The 23,223-nt window shown below is 72.5% G+C and carries 20 protein-coding genes and 1 pseudogene; 15 read left to right on the top strand and 6 right to left on the bottom strand.

The window, feature by feature from the left end; translation table 11 throughout:
• Positions 1-92 precede the first annotated feature (92 nt).
• The 4 genes from rsrA to ACFZDK_RS04720 all read right to left on the bottom strand — a co-directional run bounded on the left by rsrA (position 93) and on the right by ACFZDK_RS04720 (position 2,823).
• Positions 93-407, bottom strand: coding sequence for a mycothiol system anti-sigma-R factor (gene rsrA / locus ACFZDK_RS04735; RefSeq protein ID WP_355715892.1), 315 nt, complete (start codon positions 405-407; stop codon positions 93-95).
• The gene (sigR, locus tag ACFZDK_RS04730; RefSeq protein WP_390970104.1) at positions 404-1,084 is read right to left on the bottom strand and encodes an RNA polymerase sigma factor SigR; all 681 of its coding nucleotides are present in this window, start codon (positions 1,082-1,084) and stop codon (positions 404-406) included. The genes rsrA and sigR overlap by 4 nt, the downstream gene beginning before the upstream one ends.
• A 256-nt stretch (positions 1,085-1,340) precedes the next feature.
• Positions 1,341-1,973 (bottom strand): alpha/beta family hydrolase, encoded by a 633-nt coding sequence (locus tag ACFZDK_RS04725; RefSeq protein ID WP_390969712.1) that lies wholly within the window; start codon positions 1,971-1,973, stop codon positions 1,341-1,343.
• Between the two features lie 34 nt (positions 1,974-2,007).
• Positions 2,008-2,823: an SOS response-associated peptidase family protein gene (locus ACFZDK_RS04720; protein ID WP_390969710.1), complete on the bottom strand. Its 816-nt coding sequence runs from the start codon at positions 2,821-2,823 to the stop codon at positions 2,008-2,010.
• 313 nt (positions 2,824-3,136) lie between these two features.
• On the opposite strand from ACFZDK_RS04720, the gene ACFZDK_RS04715 reads away from it, so the two are divergent.
• From ACFZDK_RS04715 to ACFZDK_RS04675, 9 genes are all read left to right on the top strand, one after another.
• The gene (locus ACFZDK_RS04715) at positions 3,137-3,655 is read left to right on the top strand and encodes a hypothetical protein (protein ID WP_390969708.1); all 519 of its coding nucleotides are present in this window, start codon (positions 3,137-3,139) and stop codon (positions 3,653-3,655) included.
• Positions 3,656-3,771: 116 nt separating this feature from the next.
• Positions 3,772-5,271, top strand: a complete 1,500-nt coding sequence (locus tag ACFZDK_RS04710) for an AarF/UbiB family protein (protein ID WP_390969705.1) — start codon at positions 3,772-3,774, stop codon at positions 5,269-5,271.
• 143 nt (positions 5,272-5,414) lie between these two features.
• Positions 5,415-6,119: an alpha/beta fold hydrolase gene (locus ACFZDK_RS04705; protein ID WP_390969703.1), complete on the top strand. Its 705-nt coding sequence runs from the start codon at positions 5,415-5,417 to the stop codon at positions 6,117-6,119.
• Complete coding sequence (locus tag ACFZDK_RS04700; RefSeq protein WP_390969701.1) at positions 6,113-6,904, top strand: methyltransferase domain-containing protein; 792 nt, start codon at positions 6,113-6,115, stop codon at positions 6,902-6,904. Before ACFZDK_RS04705 ends, ACFZDK_RS04700 begins: the two co-directional genes overlap by 7 nt.
• Positions 6,901-12,756 (top strand): amino acid adenylation domain-containing protein, encoded by a 5,856-nt coding sequence (locus ACFZDK_RS04695; RefSeq protein ID WP_390969700.1) that lies wholly within the window; start codon positions 6,901-6,903, stop codon positions 12,754-12,756. The genes ACFZDK_RS04700 and ACFZDK_RS04695 overlap by 4 nt, the downstream gene beginning before the upstream one ends.
• A 136-nt stretch (positions 12,757-12,892) precedes the next feature.
• On the top strand, positions 12,893-13,606 hold the full coding sequence (locus tag ACFZDK_RS04690; RefSeq protein WP_390969699.1) for a M50 family metallopeptidase: 714 nt from the start codon (positions 12,893-12,895) through the stop codon (positions 13,604-13,606).
• Positions 13,607-13,777: 171 nt separating this feature from the next.
• Positions 13,778-15,106, top strand: a complete 1,329-nt coding sequence (aroA, locus tag ACFZDK_RS04685) for a 3-phosphoshikimate 1-carboxyvinyltransferase (protein WP_390969697.1) — start codon at positions 13,778-13,780, stop codon at positions 15,104-15,106.
• Between the two features lie 12 nt (positions 15,107-15,118).
• Positions 15,119-16,129, top strand: coding sequence for a ribosome small subunit-dependent GTPase A (gene rsgA / locus ACFZDK_RS04680; protein ID WP_390969695.1), 1,011 nt, complete (start codon positions 15,119-15,121; stop codon positions 16,127-16,129).
• A 76-nt stretch (positions 16,130-16,205) separates the two neighbouring features.
• Positions 16,206-16,529 (top strand): multidrug efflux SMR transporter, encoded by a 324-nt coding sequence (locus tag ACFZDK_RS04675; RefSeq protein ID WP_355715863.1) that lies wholly within the window; start codon positions 16,206-16,208, stop codon positions 16,527-16,529.
• Between the two features lie 92 nt (positions 16,530-16,621).
• Here the strand turns inward: ACFZDK_RS04675 and ACFZDK_RS04670 are convergent, their stop codons facing one another.
• A complete protein-coding gene (locus ACFZDK_RS04670) occupies positions 16,622-17,218 on the bottom strand; it encodes a TetR family transcriptional regulator (RefSeq protein ID WP_390969692.1) in 597 nt (198 codons plus the stop codon).
• A gap of 207 nt (positions 17,219-17,425) precedes the next feature.
• Here ACFZDK_RS04670 and hisN point away from each other — a divergent pair, with 207 nt between their 5' ends.
• Positions 17,426-18,226 (top strand): histidinol-phosphatase, encoded by an 801-nt coding sequence (gene hisN / locus ACFZDK_RS04665; protein WP_390969689.1) that lies wholly within the window; start codon positions 17,426-17,428, stop codon positions 18,224-18,226.
• A gap of 180 nt (positions 18,227-18,406) precedes the next feature.
• The gene (locus ACFZDK_RS04660; RefSeq protein WP_355715858.1) at positions 18,407-18,799 is read left to right on the top strand and encodes a CBS domain-containing protein; all 393 of its coding nucleotides are present in this window, start codon (positions 18,407-18,409) and stop codon (positions 18,797-18,799) included.
• A 38-nt stretch (positions 18,800-18,837) separates the two neighbouring features.
• Here the strand turns inward: ACFZDK_RS04660 and ACFZDK_RS04655 are convergent.
• Positions 18,838-19,808, bottom strand: a pseudogene (locus tag ACFZDK_RS04655) (catalase).
• A 91-nt stretch (positions 19,809-19,899) separates the two neighbouring features.
• Between ACFZDK_RS04655 and ACFZDK_RS04650 the strand changes: the two are divergent.
• The 4 genes from ACFZDK_RS04650 (at position 19,900) to ACFZDK_RS04635 (ending at position 23,204) form a co-directional block, all read left to right on the top strand.
• Entirely contained in the window at positions 19,900-20,319 is a 420-nt protein-coding gene (locus ACFZDK_RS04650) for a transcriptional repressor (protein WP_390969686.1), read from the top strand.
• A 130-nt stretch (positions 20,320-20,449) separates the two neighbouring features.
• On the top strand, positions 20,450-21,217 hold the full coding sequence (locus tag ACFZDK_RS04645) for an ATP-binding cassette domain-containing protein (protein WP_390969684.1): 768 nt from the start codon (positions 20,450-20,452) through the stop codon (positions 21,215-21,217).
• Positions 21,214-22,077, top strand: coding sequence for an ABC transporter permease subunit (locus tag ACFZDK_RS04640; protein WP_390969682.1), 864 nt, complete (start codon positions 21,214-21,216; stop codon positions 22,075-22,077). Before ACFZDK_RS04645 ends, ACFZDK_RS04640 begins: the two co-directional genes overlap by 4 nt.
• On the top strand, positions 22,074-23,204 hold the full coding sequence (locus ACFZDK_RS04635) for an ABC transporter substrate-binding protein (protein WP_390969680.1): 1,131 nt from the start codon (positions 22,074-22,076) through the stop codon (positions 23,202-23,204). Before ACFZDK_RS04640 ends, ACFZDK_RS04635 begins: the two co-directional genes overlap by 4 nt.
• Positions 23,205-23,223: the final 19 nt, after the last annotated feature.

Genomic DNA, 23,223 nt, shown 5'->3' with positions numbered 1-23,223 from the left:
GCTCCGGAGCCTAGGGCGGGAGCCGGCGGGTCCGGGGGCTTATGACCGGAGGATTAGCACGTTCGGGTGATGGGGCGCGCGGAGCGGAACGCTCAGCTCTCCTGCGGGGTGACCGGCGCGGCGGCGGTCACGTCGTGCTCGGGGACGGTCTGGCCGGACCGGATCAGGTCCAGCCGGCCCAGCACCTTGGCCCGCAGGTCGCTCGGTACGTCGTCATGGCCGCAGCACCGCTTGACCAGCTTCTTCACGGCCTGCTCCAGCCCGTACTTCTCCAGGCAGGGGGAGCACTCGTCGAAGTGCTGCTTGAACTTGACGCGATCGACGTCCGGCACCTCACTGTCGAGGAACTCGTACAGATGATCGAGTACCTCACTGCAGTCCGTCTCGTGCGGCTCTCCGCAGCTCATGAGCCCGAGCCTTTCGCTTCGTTCGACTCTCCGGCGCCGGCCGGGACGAGCCCGCGCTCACGCGCGTAGTCCTCCAGCATGCCGCGGAGTTGGCGACGGCCCCGGTGCAGCCGGGACATCACCGTACCGATGGGTGTCCCCATGATGTCCGCGATCTCCTTGTACGCAAAGCCCTCTACGTCGGCGAGGTAGACGGCGATGCGGAATTCCTCGGGGATCGCCTGCAGCGCTTCCTTCACGTCCGAGTCGGGCAGGTGGTCGAGCGCCTGCGACTCCGCGGAGCGCAGACCCGTCGACATGTGCGACTCGGCGCGGGCGAGCTGCCAGTCCTCGATCTCCTCGGCCGCGGAGCGCTGGGGTTCGCGCTGCTTCTTGCGGTACGAGTTGATGAAGGTGTTGGTGAGAATGCGGTAGAGCCACGCCTTGAGGTTGGTTCCCTCGCGGAACTGATGGAAGGACGCGTACGCCTTGGCGTAGGTCTCCTGCACCAGGTCCTCGGCGTCGGCCGGGTTGCGTGTCATGCGCAGCGCGGCCGAGTACATCTGGTCGAGGAATTCGAGCGCGTCCCGCTCGAAGCGCGCGGTGCGCTCCGCAGACGACTCCGCGCCCACGCCCTGGCCCTCGGGCTCCGCCTGGCCGTTGTCGGCCCCTGCGTCGGTACCGGTGACCGGACCCACCTCCTCAAGATCCTGGGCAGGACCGAAACCGATCCCACTCGAATCGGAGGATAGAACACGACCCGCGCCTGCCGCCGCTCGAATAGGAGCGGTCTTCGCCGCATGCAGCACCGACCAGTCCAGATCAGCACGGCTGTCGCGGCTCGGGCAGATGGTCGAACCCATGCGGCGGACTTCCTCTCGTACGGCGTCGGCGCTGGTGTTCCAGCACTTCTGTCCGCCTCAACAGTGGTCGGCCACCCAACATTCCCGGGCGTTACCCGAGTGACACGGTCCACTCGACGACCGCCCGCGTGATGATCGCCACTGCCTCCTCCTGCCCCAGGTCTGCCCTTTTGGGCACCGCGAAGCCGTGATCGCCGTACGGGACCTCGACCAGCCTGTAGTCCCCCTCCGGGAACTCGGCCGGCTTCCCGAACGGGTCGTTGCCGCCCTGCACGACGAGCGTGGGCACCCCGTCCCCCAGCAGCTCCTCGGCCCGCGACTTCTCCGGCTTACCCGGCGGGTGCAGTGGGAAGCTCAGGGCGAGCACGGCGGCCGCGCCCAGCTCGGTGGCGGTACGGCAGGCGACGCGGGCGCCTGCGCTGCGGCCGCCGGACACCACCGGCAGCCCGGGCGCGGCGAGCGCGGGCCACACACCCCGCCAGCCCGTGTCGAGGGTCTTCGGCGCGGGCGCGAGCTTCTTGCCGGCGACCCGCCAGGGCTGCTCCACCAGGGCGACCGTCACACCGTGCTCCGGCAGCACGGCGGCGATCGCCTGGAGATCCCGCGCCTCGATCCCGCCGCCCGCCCCATGGCTGACGGCGAGCACCAGCCGCGCCTGCTCCGCCTCGTACCAGGTGATGCGGGCGTCCCCCGCCTCCGTACCGACGATCTTCGATGTGGTCACGGCAGCAGGCTAACCAGGTCAGGAGCTCAGGAGCTCAGAAGAGCGTGCCCACCTCGGGCCCCTCCAGCTCCTTCAGCAGCTCGGGGCCGTTGTTGCGGACGTTGCTGACGGCCGTGGCGACCGGATAGGCGCGCATGAGGCCCTCCGGCGGCGGGGCGAGCAGCGGGCGCAGGTCCTCGACGTCGGTGCGCGCCGGGTCGAGCCAGGCGTCCCACCGGTCGGGCGTCAGCATCAGCGGCATCCGGGGATGGATGTCCGCCAGCGCCCGGGGCCCCTCGGCCGGTGCCACCGCCAGCGGCGAGGTCTCCGCCTCCGTGGTGATCACCGAGCAGGTCGCCCACCAGGCCAGCGGGTGGTCGTCGGGCAGCGTGCGGTCCCGCCAGAACTCGTACAGCCCCGCCATGGCGAACACGGACCCGTCGGCGGGCAGCACGAAGTACGGCTGCTTGCGCGGCCGCTTCTTCCTGCCCTCGACCTCCAGGTCCCGCTCGTCCTTCGCGGTGACCCACTCGTAGTAGCCGTCGGCGGGGACGATGCAGCGGCGGGTCGCGAAGGCGCGGCGGTACGACGGCTTCTCGTGCACGGTCTCGGCCCGCGCGTTGATCATCCGGGCGGCGCCCTCGGGCGACTTGGCCCAGGAGGGCACAAGGCCCCACTTGAGCCTGCGCAGTTGACGGACGGGCCGCTTGTCGTCCGAGTCCTTCATGGGCCGGTCCAGGACCACGTAGACCTCTTTGGTGGGGGCCACGTTGTAGTCCGGCTCCAGGGTCTCCTCAGGCTCCCACTTCTCGACCTCGAAGATTCCGGCCAGATCCCCGGGCCCACGACTCGACGCGTACCGTCCGCACATCTTCACAACCCTACATTTCACTCCCAGGGCTGAAGCCGGGACGGCGGAAACCGCGTCCGGCGGCCCGGGGCCGGGCACACACGTCTGGCATATCCGCTGGTCTGCCACTCATGGCGCTAGGCAGATCAGGCAAACATCCGCAAGTAGTGCAAAATTCTATTACTTCTCTCCTTCCAAGTGACTTGCTAGATTTTTGAGTGCTTCGGATGCATTTTCCCGAGATTCAGCGGTGATCCCTCTCCCGCACCCCACCTCTCCCCGCGGCCGGCGGTCGGCCGTGGGCTGCCGTCGAACAGCACCAGGAAGGACCCCTGTGGGAACCATCGACACCATCAAGGACTTCTACGGCGACGTCGCCGACGACTGGAAGAAGGCCTGGGACGACCTGCTCGACCGGGACGACGACGACGATCTGCCCTTCGGACTGCCCGCGCACGCCTTAGCGGCCATGCCCGGGGACACGCTGCGCACGCTCACGGCCATGTCCCTGCTCCAGGACGACGACAAGAAGAAGAACAACAAGAACAAGAACCGCAACCTCGCGGCCCTGGCCCTGCTGTCCGGCGGAGCGGGCGGGCTCGGCGGGCTCGGCGGAGCCGGCGGGATCGGCGCTGTCGGTGCCCAGGCGGCGGGCGAGGTGTCCCAGCAACTCGGCGCGATCCCGCAGCAGGTGGGCGCGCTCCCCCAGCAACTGGCCGCACTGCCCCAGCAGATCCAGCAACTGACCGATGTGGTCGGCCTGCTGATGGAGGCGCTGAAGACGGTGGAGCCGCTGCTCGGCGCGGCCGGAGCGATCGGGGCGGTCACCAAGAGCGTGCCCAGGAAGTCGTAGCGCCGGAAGTCGTAGCGCCGCTCCGGCTCCCGGACCCCGCACGCCCCGCCCGTCCGCGTACCGCGACGGACCCGCACTCCGTCGCGGTGCGCGCGCCACCGGAAGGAACCCCGTCCATGGCCCCGCGCACCGGCAGCCGGATGCGGACGGTAGCCGCCGTACTGAAACAGGTCGTCGGTGAGACCAGAGCGGCCCCGCCGTCCGACGCCCCGGACGAGCGGGAGCGGCGGCGGGCCCGGGCCGTGCGCAGCGCCCTGGAGAGCCTGGGGCCCTTCTACGTGAAGATCGGCCAGATGCTGTCCACCCGGCCCGACATGGTCTCCCCGATCATGATCGAGGAGCTGCAGAACCTGCACGACGAGGTGGACGTCCAGCCGTTCTCCGAGCTCGAACCCGTCCTGGAGCAGAACCTCGGGCCGGACTGGAAACGGTACTTCGACGACATCGATGTCGAACGCCCGCTCGGCGCCGCCTCCCTCGCCCAGGTGCACCGGGTCACCCTGGCCGACGGCCGGCCGGGGGTGATCAAGGTGCAGCGGCCCGGCATCCGGGAGACCGTGCTGGCGGACATGGCGCTGCTGCGCCGGGCCGCGCGGCTGACCTCCCGGGTGGCTCCGAGGTTCAGCGCGGTGGTGGATGTCGAGTCCATGCTCGGCGGGGTCTTCGACGCCATGGAGCCGGAACTCGACTTCACCAAGGAGGCGGCGAACATGGACCGGGCGCGCGAGGCGCTGCGCGGCTTCTCGCGGCTGTCCGTGCCGAACGTGCTGGCCGCCACCGAGGGCGTCCTGGTCCAGTCGATGGCCCCGGGCGTCTCCGTGCGCAAGGCCGACCCGGCCGCCCTGCGCGACCGAGACCGGCTCGCCGTCAGCCGCGAGCTGATCGCGTTCATGTACCGCAGCTACTTCATCGAGCGCATCTACCACGCCGATCCGCACGCCGGGAACGTCTTCGTGACCGACGACGGGGAGGCCACGCTGATCGACTGGGGCATGATCGGCCGGATCGACCAGCGCACCAGCATGCGGCTGCTGCTGGTGCTGATGGCCGTCGCCCAGAACGACGGCCACGGCCTGGCCAAGGCCTGGGTGGAGATGGGCCGCACCACACCGTGGTCGGACATCCCCGGCTTCTCCCAGGACATGGCGGCGCTCGTGCCGAAGATCGCGACGGCGTCCCTGGCGGAGCTGAACTTCGGCATCACGCTCACCAGCGTCCTGGAGAAGTCCACCCGCCGGTCCATCGCCTCCTGCCCGGCGGTCTCGCTCCTCGGCAAGTCCTTCGCCAACCTGGAGGGCTCGGTGCGCTGTCTGGCACCCGAGCTGGCGCTGGTCGACGTCTTCCAGCGCGAGGTCCCCCGCATCGTCCTGCACATGGTGCGCGAGACCGCCTCCCCGCAGCAGTCGGCCCGGCGGCTCCTGGAGGCCACCCTCACCCAGGCCGGCGCCTCCGAACAGCTCCGCGCGCTCAACGACGACATCGCCGACCGCACCCTGCGGGTGCAGTTCAGCGAGGTCGCTCCGACCCGGTCCCAGGGCGGCAGAGCCGGCCCGAACGTGGCGCTCGCCCTCGGTGCCCTCGCGCTCTATCTGGACCACCGGCGGCGCCGGGCGTGACCGCCCGCCGCCGTCGCCCCTCCGTTGCGTTCCCCATTCCGTCCGTTTCGTGTGACGTGACCCGTCACCCGTGAACCGAAGGTCTCTGTCTGCCCGTGTGTGTCACAACAGCACCCTCGTGGTTCCCGCACGCCCTGCCCGGCGTGTCCCGTCCCCGTGTCCGGCTCTTCTGCATCCCCCACGGCGGCGCCGGCGGCTCGGTGTTCCGGCCCTGGCAGCGGCTGCTCGGTCCCGGCACCGAGGTCGTCCCCGTCCAGCTGCCCGGCCGTGAGGTCCGGATGACGGAGCCCGCCGAGCCGTCGGTCGTACGGCTCGCGCAGCGCCTCGCGGGGCCCCTCGCCCGCCGGGCCGAAGGGCTGCCGTACGTCCTGTTCGGCCACAGCATGGGCGCGCTGCTCGCCTACGAACTCGGCCTGGCCCTGCAGGACTCCGCCCGTCCGCCCGCCGCGCTGGTCGTCTCCGGCAGCGTGCCGCCCCACATCCCGCGCTCCACCCCCGCCCTGCACCCGCTGCCGGACCCGGAGTTCATGGCCGGGCTGCGCGAACTCGGCGGGATCCCGCCGGAGTTGCTGGCAGACGAGGAGTGGTGCGCGCTCTTCCTGCCGCGGTTGCGGGCGGACTTCGAGGCCGCCGAGACCTACCGGACCCGTGCCGTCCTGCGCCCCGGCATCCCGCTGATCGCCCTGGGCGGGGCCGACGACCCCGCCGCCACCCCCGCCGAGGTCGAGCGCTGGCGCGACCTGGGCACCGACGTCACCGTCCGGGTCTTCCCCGGCGACCACTTCTTCGTCTTCGCCTCGGCCGCGCAGGTCCTGGCCTTCCTGACCACCGAGGAGCCGGCGTGGTAGGCGCGGGCGGGCAGGGCCGGTACGGCGTCGACGCGCCCGGCTGGCTGCTCGGGCTCGGCGGCTCGGTCGTGCTGCCGCTGGTGGCGGTCGCCGCGGGAGCGCCCCGGTGGCTGCTGCGCATCCCGGCGGTGACGGCCGCCCCGGCCGGGCTGTTCCTGCACGCCAGCGTGCGCGGCAAGTTCCTGGTCTGGGAGGAGCTGCTCGACGGACTCCGGCTGCGCGGCGACGAACAGGTCCTGGACCTGGGCTGCGGACGCGGCGCGGTCCTGACCGCGGTGGCCCGGCGGGTGCCCGGCGGGCGGGTGACCGGGGTCGACCTGTGGCGCTCCGTCGACCAGTCCGGCAACCACGCCGCGACCACCCTGGACAACGCCGGCCGGGAACGGGTCGCCGACCGGATCGACCTGGTCACCGCGGACATGCGGCAACTCCCCTTCGAGGACGGCCGGTTCGACCTCGTGGTGTCCAGCATGGCGCTGCACAACATCACCGACGCGCGGGGCCGCGGGGAGGCGGTGCGCGAGGCGTACCGGGTGCTGCGGCCGGGCGGTCGGCTGCTCGTCGTCGACATCTTCCACACCGGCCAGTACCGCGACCTGTTGCTCACCGCCGGCGCGCGAGACGTGACCTGCGCCGACGTCGGCCACCGCATGTGGTGGAGCGGGCCGTGGGTGCCCACGCGGTGGGTGCGGGCGGAGAAACCCGGGGGTCCGGGAGAGGCCGACCCGACGGAAGTACCCCCCTCAGTACCCCCCTCTTCGACCGCAACCGGAGGAACAGCGTGACCACCTCTCTCCAGACAGCCCCGCGCACCCTCGTCGACCTGCTGCGCACCCGCGCGGCACAGCAGCCCGGCCGGCAGGCGTACGTCTTCCTCGACAGCCACGGCGCGGAGGAATCCGCCCTCACCTACGCCGAGTTGGACCGCCATGCCCGCCGGGTGGCGGCGGCCTTACGGACGCACTGCGCCCTCGGTGACCGGGTGCTGATCCTGCGTCCACCGGGCACCGCGTACCTGACCGCGTTCTTCGGCTGCCTGTACGCGGGGACGGTGGCCGTACCGTCGTATCCGCCGCACGCCCGCAACGCGGCGCGGCTGCGGGCGATCGTCGCGGACGCGGCGCCCGCCGCCGTGCTCGCCGGCGACCGGGCCACGGCCACCGCCCGGCAGCACCTGGCCGAACTCCAGGGCGTCCCCTGGCTGCCCGCCGACGACCCGGCCGCCGACCCCGACGCGTGGACGGACCCGGGCGCCGACCGGGACGGCCTGGCCTTCCTGCAGTACACCTCGGGCAGCACCGCCGTACCCAAGGGCGTGATGGTCACCCACGGCAATCTGCTGCACAACTCCGCGCAGATCCAGCGGCGGCTGCGGACCACGGAGGACTCCCGCGTGGTCAGCTGGCTGCCGCCGTTCCACGACATGGGGCTGATCGGCGGCATCCTCCAGCCGCTGTTCGGCGGCTTCCCCGGGGTGCTGATGGCGCCGGGCACCTTCGTCCTGGACCCCGTGCAGTGGCTGCGCGCGGTCTCCGGGTACGGCGCCACCCTGTCCGCCGTACCGCCGTTCGCCCTGGACCTGTGCGTCGAGCGGGTCGACCCCACCGCCCACCCGCCGCTCGACCTGGCCTGCCTGGAGAGCGTGGTCGTCGGCGCGGAGCCGGTGCCGGCCGCGACGCTGGACCGGTTCGCCGGCCACTTCGCCCCCTGGGGGATGCGCCGGGAGGCGCTGCGGCCCAGCTTCGGGCTGGCGGAGGCCACGCTGATGGTGTCCTGCGGGGACCGGCTCACCGAAGCGTCCGCGGTCACGCTGGACGCCGCCGCCCTGGAGGCGCACCGGGTGCTGCCCGGCGGTGCCGGTCAGCGCCGGACGGTCGTCGGGTGCGGCGGTGCCGTCGACGGGCAGCGGCTGCTCGTCGTCGACCCGGCGGACGGGAGCCCGCTCCGGCCCGGCGAGGTCGGGGAGATCTGGGTCGGCGGGCCGAACGTGGCGCGGGGGTACTGGAACCGGCCCGACGAGAGCGCGGCCGTCTTCGGGGCCGTCACGGCGGGCGGTGAGGGTCCCTTCCTGCGCACCGGCGATCTCGGATTCCTGCGCGACGGCGAGCTGTTCGTGACCGGGCGCAGCAAGGACCTGATCATCGTGCGCGGCCGCAACCTCTATCCGCAGGACATCGAACGCTGCGCGGAGAGCGCCCACCCGGCGCTGCGGGCCCACGCCTCGGCGGCCGTCGGGACCGACGCGGGCGACGGGGTGGAGCGGCTGGTCGTGGTCGCCGAGGTACGGCGCGGTACGGACGTGCCACCGGTGGCCGAGGTGGCGCAGGCCGTCGGCCGTGCCGTCACCGCGGAGTTCGACGTCCGGCTGCACCGGCTCGTCCTGGTCCGTGCCTCGACCGTGCCGAAGACCTCCAGCGGCAAGATCCAGCGCCGGGCGACCCGGGCGGCGCTCGTCGCGGGGGCGCTGAGCGTGGTGGCCGAGTGGACCGAGGGACCGGCCGAGACGGAATCCGCCCTGGCAGGCCCCGCCCTGGAGGAGCACCTGACCAGCCTCGTCGCCTCCCTCGCCCCCGGCGGGTCCGGGCGGCGGCCCGGCCGCGAGGAGTCGCTGCCGGGCCTCGGTCTGGACTCGCTGGCCATGCTCCGGCTCGCCGGGCTGATCGAGCGCGACCTCGGGGTGTCCCTGCCCGAGGACGCGCTCTACGACGCCCCGACGGTCGCCGCGCTCGCGGCGGCCGTCGGCGCACTCCCGAGGTCAACGCCCGCCGACGCGCCCCCGGCGCCGGACGACCCGCACGCCCCCTTCCCGCAGACCGACACCCAGCAGGCCTACTGCCTGGGCCGCACCGGCGCCTTCGAGCTGGGCAACGTCTCCACGCACGTGTACGTCGAGTTCGACGCCCCCGATCTCGACCTGCCCCGCTTCGAGCATGCCTGGCGGCGGGTGATCGACCGGCACGCGATGCTGCGGGCGGTCATGCTGCCCGACAGCAACGAGCAGCGGATCCTGCCCGAGGTGCCGCCGTACGAGATCCGGGTGACCGATCTGCGCGGACAGGAGAAGGACGCGGCCGAGGCCGAGCTGGCCGCGGTCCGGGAGCGGCTCTCGCACGAGGTGCGGCCCGCAGGGCAGTGGCCGCTGTTCGAGGTGACCGCGACCCGGCTGGACGACGGGCTGCGGATCCATCTCAGCGTGGACTCGCTGATCGCCGACTTCTCCTCCGGACGGCTGCTCTTCGACGACCTGTCCCGCTTCTACTGCGAGCCGGACCTCCGGCTTCCGGCGCCCGCAAGGTCGTTCCGCGACCATGTGCACGCCGAGATCGCGCGCCGGGACCTGCCCGAGTACCGGCGCGCGTACGACTACTGGTGGCGCCGGCTGCCGGAGCTGCCCCCGGCACCGCAGCTGCCGTCCCGGGCCGTGCCGGTCGGCGTACCGCGGTTCACCCGCCGGGACACCGTGCTGTCCGCCGCGACCTGGCACGGCCTCAAGGAGCGGGCGGTGCGGGCCGGGCTGACCCCGAGCGCCCTGCTGCTCGCGGTCTACGCGGAGGTGCTGGCCGTCTGGAGCAACAGCCGCCACTTCACGCTGAACGTGCCGCGCCTGACCCGGCCGGTGCGCGACCCGTCGTACGACGAGGTGCTCGGCCAGTTCGCCTCCTTCACGCTCCTGGAGGTCGACCACCGCGACGCCGGGACCTTTCTGGAGCGGGCCCGGGCGGTGCAGCACCGGCTCCGGGACGATCTGCGGCACGCGGCCGTCAGCGGGGTGGAGGTGCTGCGCGAGCTGATGCGGCTGCAGGGCGGCTACGACCGGGCGCTGATGCCGGTGGTGATGACCAGCAACCTCGCCTTCGCCGCGGCCGAGCGGACCCCGCTGGAGCGGCTGCTCACCCCGGTGTTCACCATCTCCCAGACCCCGCAGGTGACGCTGGACTGCCAGGCCCACGAGCAGGACGGGGCACTGCTGCTGAACTGGGACTCGGTCGACGCGCTCTTCCCGGACGGGCTGGTCGACGCCATGTTCGACGCCCAGACGGCCCTGCTGCACCGGCTCGCCACCGACGAGGACGCCTGGTCGCACCCGGCACCGCTCGCCCTGCCGGAGCACCCCGCCGCGGGGCCCGAGCGTCCCGTCCCCGCCCTCCAGGTGCAGCAGCTGTTCGAACGGCAGGCCGCGCTCCGCCCCGACGCCCCCGCGGTGATCGCCCCGGACCGGACCCTGTCGTACGCCCGGCTCGCCGAGGAGTCCCGGCAGGTGGCCCGCTGGCTGCGCGCCCACGGCGCCCGGCCCGGCCAGCTCGTCGCCATCGTGATGGAGAAGGGCTGGGAGCAGGTCGTCGCGGCCTACGGCGTGCTGTTCTCCGGCGCCGCCTATCTGCCCGTCGACCCCGAACTGCCCGCCCGGCGCGTGCGGCACCTGCTCGACCGGGGCGAGGTCGGCCTCGTCCTCACCCAGTCGCACCTGGAAGGCCTACTGGAGGTGCCGCTGGACGGGCGCCCACGGCTGTGCGTCGACCGCCCGGTGCCGGCCGTCGCCGACGACACCCCGCTCCCCGCGCCCGGCAGCCCGGACGACCTCGTCTACACGATGTTCACCTCCGGCTCCACGGGCGAGCCGAAGGGCGTGATGGTCCCGCACCGGGCACTGGTCAACTGCCTGGTCCAGACGATCGAGACGTACGGGGTCGACGCGGGCGACCGCTGCCTCGCCGTCACGGCGCTCCACCACGACCTGTCGGCCTTCGACCTCTTCGGGCTGCTCGGCGCGGGCGGCAGCGTGGTCGTCCCGGCCGCCGCCGACCGCCGTGACCCGGCGCACTGGGCGGAGCTGGTCGCCCGCCACGGGGTCACGCTGTGGAACTCGGTGCCGGCGATGATGGAGATGCTCCTGGAGAGCGGGGCGCGGCCCGCCTCCCTCCGGCTGGTGATCCTCGGCGGCGACTGGATCCCGCTGCCCGTGCCGGGCCGGCTGCGGGAGCTGGTGCCGGGCGTCTCGGTGGTCTCCATCGGCGGCCCGACCGAGACCACGGTGTGGAGCATCTGGTACCCGGTCACCGGCCTCGACCCGGAGTGGCGGAGCATCCCCTACGGCACCCCGATCGCCAACGTCCGCTACTACGTCCTCGACGACCGGCTGCGGGACTGCCCGGACTGGGTGACCGGCGAGATGTACGTCTCCGGGGTCTGCCTGGCCGACGGCTACTGGCGCGATCCCGAGCGCACCGACGCGGTGTTCGTGGCGCACCCGGAGACCGGGGAGCGGATGTACCGCACCGGGGACCTGGGGCGGTGGCGTCCGGACGGCACCCTGGAGTTCATGGGCCGGGCCGACTTCCAGGTGCAGATCCGCGGCCAGCGCGTCGAACCGGGCGAGATCGAGTCGGCGCTGCTCGCCCATCCCGAGGTCGCCTCGGCCGTCGTCACGGCCACCTCCCGGGAGGGAACTCCCGGCCATGACGGCCTGGTCGCCTATGTCGTCCCCGGCGAGCGCACCGACCCGGCCGCCTTCGAGGCCGGGCGCCGCGCCGGCATCGAGGTGCTCGACCCGCTCGCCCGGGCCGAGTTCAAACTGGCCCGGCACGGGCTGCGCCGGGAGCCCGGCCGGCCCCGGGTGCCGCTGCCCCGGATCCCCGCCGGACCGTCCCGCAGGCGCAGCGACCGGGCCTTCCTCGACGAACCCGTCGCCCTCGCCGAACTGGCCGCCTGCCTGGGCCTGTTGGGGCAGGACGAGGTGGACGGGCTGGCCAAGTGCCGCTATCCGTCCGCCGGAGGCCTGTATCCCGTCCAGACGTATCTGCACGTGAAGGCCGGGGCGGTGGCCGGACTGGCGCCGGGCGCGTACTACGCCGACCCGGTGCAGAGCGCCCTGGTGCTGCTCGGCGAGGACGTGACGATCGGCGCCGGGGCGCACGCCGGGCACAACCGCGCCGTCGTCGACGCGGCCGGCTTCACCCTGTTCCTGGTGGCCGACCTGGCCGCGATCGAGCCGCTGTACGGTTCCCTCGCCCGCGACCTGTGCCTGCTGGAGGCCGGGTACATGGGGCAGCTCCTGATGGACTGGGCGGCGGGCACCGACGTCGGCCTGTGCCCCATCGGCGAACTCGACTTCGACCCCCTCAAGCCGCTGTTCGCACTCGGCGACCGGCATCTGCTGGCGCACGCCCTGGTGGGCGGCCGGGTGGACCGTACGGCCGCTCCCGGGTCCGCCCAGCCGGCGCCCCTCACCGACCGGCTCCGCGACTGGCTCCGCGAGCGGCTCCCCGCCCACCTGGTCCCCGAGCACGTCCTGACCCTGGACAGCTGGCCGCTCAGCGCCAACGGCAAGGTCGACCGGCGCCGGCTGCCGGCCCCCCGGCAGGGCGACCCGGCGACCGGCTACGTCGCCCCGCGCACCGCCACCGAGCACCAGCTGGCCACCCTGTGGTGCGAGGTCCTGGACGTGCCCCGGGTGGGCGTCCAGGACAACTTCTTCGACCTCGGCGGACACTCCCTGGCCGCGACCCGGCTGATCGCCAGGATCCGCGACCGCTTCCAGATCTCGATCAGCCTGCGCGAGATCTTCACCACCCGCACGGTCGCCGACCTGGCGACGGCAGTGGACCGGCGCAAGGGGGAGGCGCCCGGCGCGGTCTGACGTCCCCGGCACATGGTGCCCGGGTGCCCGGGTGCCCGGGGACGTTCTCCCTCTCCTGGCCGTTGACATGCCGTCCACACATACATACGTGTCACACTGCCGACTTCGGTACGAGGAGAGGGAACGACCGGACACCATGGACACCAGCACAGCGAGCTCTCTCTGGGACGAGCTGACCGGCACCCAGCCCGACCCGGACCTGTGGGTGGTGATCGCGACGCTCGCCGCCGCGGCCGCCGTGGTCGTCCCGCACAACCTGTGGCGGATATCCCGCAACGCCATCACGATCGCCCACGAGGGCGGCCACGGCCTGGTCGCCCTGCTCACCGGCCGCCAGCTCACCGGCATCCGCCTGCACTCCGACACCAGCGGCCTGACCGTCAGCCGCGGCAAGCCGCACGGCATCGGCATGATCCTCACCGCCGCGGCCGGCTACACGGCCCCGCCCCTCCTCGGCCTCGGCGGCGCGGCCCTCCTCGGCGGGGGCCGCATCACCCTCCTCCTGTGGGCCGCCACCGCGCTCCTCCTCGTCATGCTGGTCATGATCCGCAACGCCTACGGCGTCCTCACGGTCTTCCTCACCGGCGGCGCCTTCCTCCTGGTGTCCTGGCTGGCGGGCCCCCAGGTCCAGGCCGCCTTCGCCTACGCGGTCGTCTGGTTCCTGCTCCTCGGCGGAGTACGCCCCGCCTTCGAACTCCAGGCCAAACGCTCCCGCGGCGGCGCCGGCGACTCCGACGCCGACCAACTCTCCCGCCTCACCCACCTCCCCGCCGCCATCTGGCTCTTCCTCTTCCACGTGGTCTCCCTGTGCTCACTGATCGGCGGGGGACGCTGGCTGCTCGACTTGTGAGCAGCACGACCAGCGCCCCGAAGGGGCGCGGGGCGGTATCGACATGCGGCTCCGCCGCGCGGGCGCGACCAGCCCCCACGGCGCCGCACCGAGCCACCGGCCTTCTCGCGAAGCGGCGCCGCCCCCGCCCGCCCACCGGCTGATACCTCCCCCTGCCACTAAAGTGACCCCATGGCCGCAAACCCCACCGCACCAACCGCCCTCTGGCCCGCCCCCCACGCGCGCGGAGCCGTCGACGCGACGGTTCACGTGCCGGGGTCCAAGTCGGTCACCAACCGCGCCCTCGTCCTCGCCGCCCTCGCCTCCGAACCCGGCTGGCTGCGCCGCCCCCTCCGGTCCCGCGACACCCTGCTGATGGCCGGCGCCCTGCGTGCGATGGGCGTCGGCATCGAGGAGGGCGTGGGCCCCGACGGTTCCGGCGAGGCCTGGCGCGTGATCCCGGCAGGGCTCCGCGGCCCCGCCACCGTCGACGTCGGCAACGCCGGCACGGTGATGCGGTTCCTGCCTCCCGTCGCCACCCTCGCCTCCGGCGACATCCGCTTCGACGGCGACCCCCGTTCCTACGAGCGCCCCCTGCACGGCGTGATCGACGCCCTGCGCGCCCTCGGCGCCCGGATCGACGACGACGGCCGGGGCGCGCTCCCCCTGACCGTGCACGGCAGCGGTGCCCTGGACGGCGGCCCGGTCTCGATCGACGCCTCGTCCTCCTCCCAGTTCGTGTCGGCCCTGCTCCTCTCCGGCCCCCGTTTCAACCAGGGCGTGGAGGTCCGCCACATCGGCGCGAGCCTCCCGTCCCTCCCCCACATCCGGATGACCGTCGACATGCTGCGCGCCGTCGGCGCCCAGGTGGACACCCCGGAGTCGGGCGGCGAGCCGAACGTCTGGCGGGTCACCCCGGGCGCCCTGCTCGGCCGTGACCTGACCGTCGAGCCGGACCTCTCCAACGCCCAGCCGTTCCTCGCCGCTGCCCTCGTCACCGGCGGCAAGGTGCTGATCCCGGACTGGCCGTCCCGGACCACCCAGCCGGGCGACCGGCTGCGGGAGATCTTCACCGAGATGGGCGGCTCCTGCGAACTGACCGAGTTCGGCCTGGAGTTCACGGGCTCCGGCCGGATCCACGGCATCGACGTCGACCTGGGCGACGTCGGCGAGCTGACCCCCGGCATCGCCGCGGTCGCCGCCCTCGCCGACTCCCCCTCCACCCTGCGGGGCGTGTCCCATCTCCGCCTCCACGAGACGGACCGGCTGGCCGCGCTCACCAAGGAGATCAACGAGCTCGGCGGCGACGTCACCGAGACCACCGACGGCCTGCACATCCGCCCGCGCCCGCTGCACGGCGGGACCTTCCACACCTACGAGGACCACCGCATGGCCACCGCCGGCGCCATCATCGGCCTGGCCGTGCCGGACGTACGGATCGAGAACGTGGCGACGACGGCGAAGACCCTGCCGGACTTCCCCGGCCTGTGGACCGGGATGCTCGGGAGCGACGGGGCGTAGGGGCGTACGACCATGCGCCGCTACGGCAAGCACACCGACGAGGACGACATCCGCAGCCGCCCCAACCGCAAGGGCACCCGGCCTCGTACGAACATCCGCCCCGCACACGAGGACGCGGCCGAGGGCATGGTCCTCACCGTCGACCGGGGCCGGCTGACCTGTCTGGTCGACGACCGGACGATCCTGGCGATGAAGGCCCGTGAACTGGGCCGCAAGGCGGCGGTGGTCGGCGACCGGGTCGCCCTGGTCGGCGACCTGTCCGGCAATAAGGACACCCTCGCCCGTATCGTCCGCATCGAGGACCGCAGCTCGGTGCTGCGCCGCACCGCCGACGACGACGACCCGTTCGAGCGGGTGGTCGTCGCCAACGCCGACCAGCTGGCGATCGTCACCGCCCTCGCCGACCCCGAGCCCCGCCCCCGGCTCATCGACCGCTGTCTGGTCGCGGCCTACGACGGCGGCCTCACCCCCCTCCTGGTCATGACCAAGTCGGACCTGGCCCCGCCGGACAAACTCCTGGAGCTCTACGGCGACCTGGAGATCCCCTACGTGGTCACGAGCCGCGAGGAGCTGGAGACGGGGGACGCGGCCGCTCGCGTCCGGGACCACCTCGACGGCAAGATCACGGCGTTCGTCGGCCACTCCGGCGTGGGCAAGACGACGCTGGTCAACGCCCTCGTCCCCGAGGACCGCCGCCGTTCGACCGGCCATGTCAACGCGGTCACCGGCCGGGGCCGCCACACCACGACCTCCGCCCTGGCCCTCCCGCTCTCCGACGACGGGGGCTGGGTCGTCGACACCCCGGGCGTCCGTTCCTTCGGCCTCGCCCACATCGACCCGTCCCGCGTGATCCACGCCTTCCCCGACCTGGAACCCGGCACCGTCGACTGCCCGCGCGCGTGCAGCCACGACGAGCCGGACTGCGCGCTGGACGCATGGGTCGCCGAGGGCCATGCGGACCCCGCCCGCCTCTACTCCTTGCGCCGTCTGCTGTCCACCCGGGAACGCACGGAAGGCGACTGACCACCGCAGGGTTTGTCATGCCCCGACTTCGGTAAGTGCATAATCGCACCGAGCTGGACATACGGGAGGACAGCACATGGCGTGGCTGCTGGTGATCGTCGCCGGGATCCTGGAAACAGGCTTCGCCGTATGCCTCAAGCTCTCCCACGGCTTCACCCGCCTGTGGCCGACCATCGCCTTCGCCTCCTTCGCCCTCGGCAGCTTCGGCCTCCTGACCCTGTCCCTGAAAAAACTGGACGTGGGCCCGGCCTACGCGGTCTGGACGGGCATCGGCGCGGCCGGCACCGCCATCTACGGCATGATCTTCCTCGGCGACCTGGTCTCCACCCTGAAGATCGTCTCCATCAGCCTGGTGATCGTCGGTGTGATCGGCCTCCAACTTTCGGGCTCCTCACACTGAAGCGCCCCGTCAGGGGCGCGGGGCTGTATCGATGTGCGGCTCCGCCGCGCGGGCGCGAGAAGCCCCACCCACCCGCAGCCGAACACCACGCATCACACCGGCTGCCGCGACAGCACCCCCCGCACCAACTCCCCCACCCCACCCTCCCCCGGCGGCGCCGCAACACACGACAACGCGATCCGCACCACCAGCTCACAGGACCGGGCGAGCTCACCCCCGTCCCGCCCGGACCCGCCCAGCACCGCCACCGCCCGATCCCGCACGATCTGCACGAAGTCCCCGGGCGACGGCAACGGCCCGTCCGCCCTCCGCTGCGCCGGCACCGCCGAGGACGACGGCACCGCGGACAGCGTCGGCGTGGGCAACCGCTCGCTCCAGCACCCCGTGAGCATCGCCCGTACCAGCGCGTTGTCCCGAGCGGCCAGCGCCATCCACTCGGCCGTCGCCGTCAGGCGTTCCCGTACCTCGGCATGGCTGCCCAGCGCCCGCTCGACCCCCGCGAGATACCCGTCGGCCTCTCTGCGCACCAGCGCCCGCGCGAGGCCTTCCTTGCTGCCGAACTCGTTGTACAGCGTCTGCCGGGACACCCCGGCCGCCGCCGCCACGTCCACCATCCGCACCGCGGCCCACGGCCGGCGCGCGAGCGCCGTGTACGCGGCTTCCAGTAGGGATTCCCGAGCTGCAGGCATCATCGCCTCCTGGGGCGAGCGACTCTGCGCCCAGATTTGACGCGCGCGAATCCACTGTCAAGGGTTCGCGAAGGCACCGGGGGGCGCCCTTCGGCCAACACACGCGGGCGCACCGAGATCACCGCCCGGTCTCCGCCCGGCATCCCCACGGCATCCCTCGCGTCCCTCTGTAGCCCCGCGCCCACCCCGGCAGATACCGTTCGGTACATGCCGGACTACCTTGATGACCTGCGTCTCGCCCATGTGCTCGCGGATGCGGCGGACGCCACCACCATGGGCCGCTTCAAGGCTCTCGATCTCAAGGTCGAGACCAAGCCGGACATGACCCCGGTGAGTGAGGCGGACAAGGCCGCCGAGGAGCTGCTCCGCGGCCAGCTGCAGCGGGCCCGCCCGCGGGACGCGGTCCTCGGCGAGGAGTACGGCATCGAGGGCACCGGCCCGCGCCGCTGGGTGATCGACCCGATCGACGGCACCAAGAACTACGTGCGCGGGGTGCCGGTCTGGGCGACCCTGATCTCGCTGATGGAGGCGGCCGAGGGCGGCTACCAGCCGGTCGTCGGCGTGGTCTCCGCGCCCGCGCTGGGCCGCCGCTGGTGGGCGGCGAAGGGGCACGGCGCCTTCACCGGCCGCAGCCTGTCCTCGGCCTCCCGCATCCATGTCTCGAACGTCTCGAAACTGACCGACGCCTCCTTCGCGTACTCCTCGCTGAGCGGCTGGGAGGAGCGGGGACAGCTGAACGGCTTCCTGGACCTCACCCGCGAGGTGTGGCGCACGCGCGCGTACGGCGACTTCTGGCCGTACATGATGGTCGCCGAGGGGTCGGTGGACATCTGCGCCGAGCCGGAGCTGTCGCTGTGGGACATGGCCGCCAACGCGATCGTCGTGACGGAGGCCGGCGGCAGCTTCACCGGCCTGGACGGGCGTCCGGGTCCGCACAGCGGCAACGCGGCCGCGTCCAACGGTCTGCTCCACGACGAGCTGCTGTCGTACCTCAGCCGGCGTTACTGAAACAGCCTCCTGAGGCACAACCGGACAGCAGGACCCGGCACATATGAGCGCGTGCGCCCTCAATTGGCGACACGCACCCCCTTGTTGACCCTCGCTTTACCTGCCACCCTAAGAGAACTCCCACTTGTGCATTTGTGAATCGCTGAACTAACTCCGCGATTCCCTAGGAGGTGGCATTTCATGCTCGTCCGTGACGCCATGAGTACGGTGGTCCTCACCGTCGGCCCCGCCCACACCCTCCGCCAGGCAGCCGCCCTGATGTCCGCGCGCCGCGTGGGCGCGGCGATCGTCCACGACCCGGACGCCGGCGGCATCGGCATTCTCACCGAGCGCGACATCCTCAACTCCGTCGGTCTGGGCCAGAACCCGGACACGGAGCGCATCCACGCCCACACCACCAACGACGTCGTGTTCTGCACCCCCACCTGGACCCTGGAGGAGGCGGCCCGGGCCATGGCCCACGGCGGTTTCCGCCATCTGATCGTCCTCGACGGCGGCGAGCCGGCCGGCATCGTCTCGGTCCGGGACGTCATCCGCTGCTGGGTCGGGACCCGCGCGCCGGAACCCGTGTAGGCCCGCCCGCCCACGACAAGCGGTCCAGTACTGGAGTGTCAGCCGCGCAGGGCCTGGACCGCGGCCTCCAGCCGCTTGCCGAAGTCTTCGTCCGCCTGACGGAAGCTGCCGATCGCGCGGTCGGCGATGTCCTCGCGCGACACCTTGGCGAGGAAGCCCGCCAGGTTCGCCACCAGCCGCGCCTGCTCGTCCGCGGACATCGGGCGGTACAGGTTGCCCGCCTGCACGAAGTCGTCGTCCTCGGCGTGCACCGCGGTCGGGTGCTCGCCGGTCGCGCCGCTCACCGCGGTGGCCTGCCACAGCGGGCGGTCCGCCCGGAAGGGGCCGCCGGCCTCGGTGGCGTGCGGGCGGTTGACCGGGAGGTGGTCGGCGTTGACGCCGACGCGGTAGCGGCGCGCGTCGCCGTAGGCGACCAGGCGGCCCTGGAGCATCTTGTCGGGGGACGGGCCGACGCCCGGCACGACGTGCGCAGGACTGAAGATCGACTGCTCGACCTCGGCGAAGACGTTCCGCGGGTTGCGGTTGAGCTCCAGCCGGCCGATCTCGATCGGCGGGTAGTCCGCGTGCGGGTACTTGACCCAGAAGACCTCGCCGGCCGCGCCGTTCCACTGGTAGGTGTGCGAGCCGAGTCCCAGACGTTGTCCGCCTCCTGGCTGCCCGATGGGGGCACCCCCCACGCCCTTCGGGCAGTGGGGGAGGGTCGCGCTTCCGGGTGTGGATGAAGTCGCCACGGTCGAGAAGCGCAGGAAGGTCTCGGTCTCCTTGCCGACCCCGGAGAGGAAGGCGGCGCGGGTGTAGCGCGTGACGTCGGCGGTCACCGTGAAGGTGCCGTAGGCGCCCGCGCCCCGGGATGCGCTCCCGGTTGAAGTGGGCGAGCTTCTCCAGCAGGAGCAGGTCCTGCGGCAGCACCGGTCCGCCGACGCCCGGTCTCGCTGTTCTGGTTGTCGGCCACCGGCGCACCCGCCTCGGCGGTCAGCGGCCCCTGCGTCACACCCGTCTCCTGCGTCAGCTCGTCCCACATTGGACAGAGTCCAAATCAAGCTTGGCTCCAAAGTCACACCTGTTCGTAAAGTGGTCCTCCTGCTGTTAGGCTGGATCGCATGAGTGACCTTCTGGAACGGCTGCGTGGACGCGGATGGCGGATGACCGCGCAGCGACGCGTCGTGGCCGAGGTCCTCGACGGCGAACACGTCCATCTGACGGCCGACGAGGTCCACGCCCGGGCCGTCGCCAAGCTGCCCGAGATCTCCCGGGCGACCGTCTACAACACCCTGGGCGAGCTGGTCACGCTCGGCGAGGTCCTCGAGGTCTCGACGGACAAGCGCGCCAAGCGGTACGACCCGAACGCGCACCGGCCCCACCACCACCTGGTCTGCGCCCGGTGCGGCTCGATCCGCGACGTCCACCCGACCGGCAACCCGCTGGCCGACCTCCCCACCTCGGAGCGCTTCGGCTTCACGGTGTCGGACGTCGAGGTGACCTACCGCGGCCTCTGCCCGGACTGCGCGACGGGCGTCTGACACACGTTCCCGAAAGGCCCCGGCACCCACCACGGGTGCCGGGGCCTTCGCGTCGCACCCGCACACGGGGTTCCCGAATCTGACGGTCCGTCATATGGTCGTCTGGTCCGCACTCTTGCGAGGAGATCCCGTGGGAGAGCCGTATCCGAAGCTCCGCGCCCATGCCCTGACCCGCACCTTCGGCCGAACCCCCCACGCGGTCGACGCTCTCGGCCCCCTCGATCTGACCGTCGCGCCCGGCGAGTTCGTCTGTCTCGTCGGCCCCTCTGGCTGCGGCAAGTCCACGCTGCTGCGCATCGCGGCGGGCCTGCTCCGCCCCAGCGGCGGGCGTCTGGAGATCCGTACCGACAGCCCCCGCCCGGCCGCGATGATCTTCCAGGACTACGGCATCTACGACTGGAAGACGGTCCTGGCCAACGTCCGCTTCGGCCTCGACGTGCAGCGCGTCCCGCGCCGCGAGGCGAACGCCCGGGCCCGGGACTGGCTGGCCCGGCTGGGCCTGTCCGACTTCGCCGACGCCTACCCGGCGACCTTGTCCGGAGGCATGCGCCAGCGGGTGGCGATCGCCCGCGCCCTCGCCGTCGAGCCCGAACTCCTCCTCATGGACGAACCGTTCGCGGCCCTGGACGCCCAACTGCGGGTGATCCTCCAGGACGAACTCCTCGAACTCACCCAGGCCCTGCGCACCACCACCCTCTTCATCACACACAGCCTGGAGGAGGCGCTGGTGCTCGGCGACCGCGTCCTGGTGATGTCCGCCCGCCCGGGCCGGGTCATCGCCGAGCACCGCCCGCCGTTCCCGCGCCCGCGCACCGGCGACATCCGCGACACCCCCGCGTTCACGGCGCTGAAGAGCGAACTGTGGGAGCTGCTGCGGAAGGAGGCGGTCCCGGCATGACGACCCTCACCCCGGACCGGGAGAGCCGGGTCCTGGTCCGTGCCCCCGGCCCGGCCGAACTCCACCCGGCCCGCACCCACCGGCGCCGCCGCGCCCTGGAACTGACCCTGGCGACGGCCGTCCCGCTCCTGCTGGTCCTGCTCTGGCAACTGGCCGCGAACCGGGCCTGGATCGACGACCGCGTCTACCCGGCCCCGTCCACGATCCTCTCCGACGGCTGGCACCGGGCGGCCGCGGGCGACCTGTGGCCGGACGTCCGGGCCACCACCCGCCGGGTACTCGCGGGCTACGCCGTGGGCACCGCGGCCGGCTATGCGCTGGGGCTGCTGATGGGGTCGCTCCCCCTGGTCAGGGCGGCCCTGGAACCGCTCCTCGACGCCCTGTACGTGGTACCGAAACTGGCCCTGCTGCCGATCTTCCTGAACATGTTCGGGCTGGGCGAAGGGCCGCAGGTGGCCCTGGTGGCGGTGACCGTCTTCTTCTTCGTCTGGATCTCCACCATGTCGGCGGTGATCGCCGTCCCGTCCGGCCACCTGGACGCGGGCCGGGTCTTCGGCGCCTCGCCGTGGCAGATGTTCCGGCACGTCCTGCTGCCGGCCTCGCTGCCGGCGGTCCTGGTCGGCGCGCGCATCGCCGCGGGGGTGGCGGTCCTGGTGATCGTCGCCTCCGAGCAGATAGCGGCCACGGACGGCCTCGGCCATCTGATCTTCGACTCGCGGGCGCTGTTCCAGAACGACGTCATGTTCGTGGGGATCGTCTGCGTCGCCGTGCTGGGCGTGGTCTTCTCCGAGCTGATCCGGCTCGCCGGACGCCTGCTCACCCCGTGGGCGCCCCGGGACCGGGGACGGGGGCAGTCATGAGAACCCTTCGGTGCCTGGTGGCGACGGCCGCGCTGGCCCTGCTGGCCACGGCCTGCTCGGCGCAGCACCCGGGGGACCCGGAGACGGCCTCGGCGCCCCGCACGGTCCGTCCGGTGGCGGGCTGCGGCACGGCCTCCTGGACCGACCCGGCCGACCTCTCCCCGACCCGCTCCCCCGCCCGCTGCTCACCGGGGAAGCCGGCGCCCGTCCCGCTCGCGAAGCCGCGCACGATCACGATCGCGACCGGCACCCTGAGCGCGGAGTACGTGGCCCCGCTGGAAGTCGCCCTCGACAAGGGTGAGTTCAAGGCGGAGGGCCTGGATGTCACGCTCAAGGTGCTGCCGACCCCGGACGCGCTGCCCCTGCTGGCCAAGGGGGACATCGACGCGATGTGGGCGGCGCCCGAGGCGGCCGTGATGAACGGCATCCGGGGCGGCTTCGACATCAAGTGGGTCGCGGGCAACTTCTCGCCCGACCCCGAGTCGCAGAGCGGCCTGTGGGTGCGGCTGAAGAACGGCGAGAACGCGTCCGGCGTGACGATGGCGGGGCGCACGCTGGGCACGATGATCGGCAAGGGGTCGGTGATCGCGTACCCCATGCAGAAGGCGCTGGCGAGCCACGGCGGGGGCCTGGACCGGATCCGCTACCAGCAGCTGGGCTCGGCCGACGTCCTCACGGCCCTGCAGAACGGCGGCGTCGACTCGGCCTGGCTGCTCGACCCGGTCTGGCGCCAGGTCACCGGCAAGGCGGGCTACGCGTTCCTGGGCGGCCAGCCGCAGGGCGAACCGCTGGGCGGGATGCTGTACGGCCGTTCGCTTCTGAGCGAGGACGTGGACGCGGGCGTGGCCCTGCTCAGGGCGTACATCCGGACGGTCGACACGTACTTCGCCGCCGACTACAAGAAGGACGCGAGCTTCGTCACCTACCTCGCGAAACTCCTGAAGACCGACGCCGCGATCCTGCGCTCGACCCCGCCCCTGCGCATGGACTGGGAGATCCGGGCGGGTACGACGACGCGTCTGCAGTCGGCCTACAAGGCCCAGGGCGTCACCTCGGGCGCGCCCCTGCCGGAGTCCCGGACGGTGGATCGCGCCCAGTACGAGGAAGCGGTGGGGCACACGCCGTAGAAACACCGAGGGCCGGAAT

The sequence above is a fragment of the Streptomyces sp. NPDC007901 genome, assembly GCF_042959465.1.
Classification (GTDB): domain Bacteria; phylum Actinomycetota; class Actinomycetes; order Streptomycetales; family Streptomycetaceae; genus Streptomyces.
Note: the sequence above shows the minus strand (reverse complement) of the source record. Positions and strands in the feature narration are given on the sequence as shown.

Coding starts and splice junctions, on each gene's coding strand:
- rsrA (WP_355715892.1), bottom strand. CDS start 407: ATGAGCTGCGGAGAGCCGCACGAGACGGACTGCAGTGAGGTACTCGAT.
- ACFZDK_RS04720 (WP_390969710.1), bottom strand. CDS start 2,823: ATGTGCGGACGGTACGCGTCGAGTCGTGGGCCCGGGGATCTGGCCGGA.
- ACFZDK_RS04710 (WP_390969705.1), top strand. CDS start 3,772: ATGGCCCCGCGCACCGGCAGCCGGATGCGGACGGTAGCCGCCGTACTG.
- ACFZDK_RS04690 (WP_390969699.1), top strand. CDS start 12,893: ATGGACACCAGCACAGCGAGCTCTCTCTGGGACGAGCTGACCGGCACC.
- aroA (WP_390969697.1), top strand. CDS start 13,778: ATGGCCGCAAACCCCACCGCACCAACCGCCCTCTGGCCCGCCCCCCAC.
- rsgA (WP_390969695.1), top strand. CDS start 15,119: ATGCGCCGCTACGGCAAGCACACCGACGAGGACGACATCCGCAGCCGC.
- ACFZDK_RS04675 (WP_355715863.1), top strand. CDS start 16,206: ATGGCGTGGCTGCTGGTGATCGTCGCCGGGATCCTGGAAACAGGCTTC.
- ACFZDK_RS04670 (WP_390969692.1), bottom strand. CDS start 17,218: ATGCCTGCAGCTCGGGAATCCCTACTGGAAGCCGCGTACACGGCGCTC.
- hisN (WP_390969689.1), top strand. CDS start 17,426: ATGCCGGACTACCTTGATGACCTGCGTCTCGCCCATGTGCTCGCGGAT.
- ACFZDK_RS04660 (WP_355715858.1), top strand. CDS start 18,407: ATGCTCGTCCGTGACGCCATGAGTACGGTGGTCCTCACCGTCGGCCCC.
- ACFZDK_RS04650 (WP_390969686.1), top strand. CDS start 19,900: ATGAGTGACCTTCTGGAACGGCTGCGTGGACGCGGATGGCGGATGACC.
- ACFZDK_RS04640 (WP_390969682.1), top strand. CDS start 21,214: ATGACGACCCTCACCCCGGACCGGGAGAGCCGGGTCCTGGTCCGTGCC.
- ACFZDK_RS04635 (WP_390969680.1), top strand. CDS start 22,074: ATGAGAACCCTTCGGTGCCTGGTGGCGACGGCCGCGCTGGCCCTGCTG.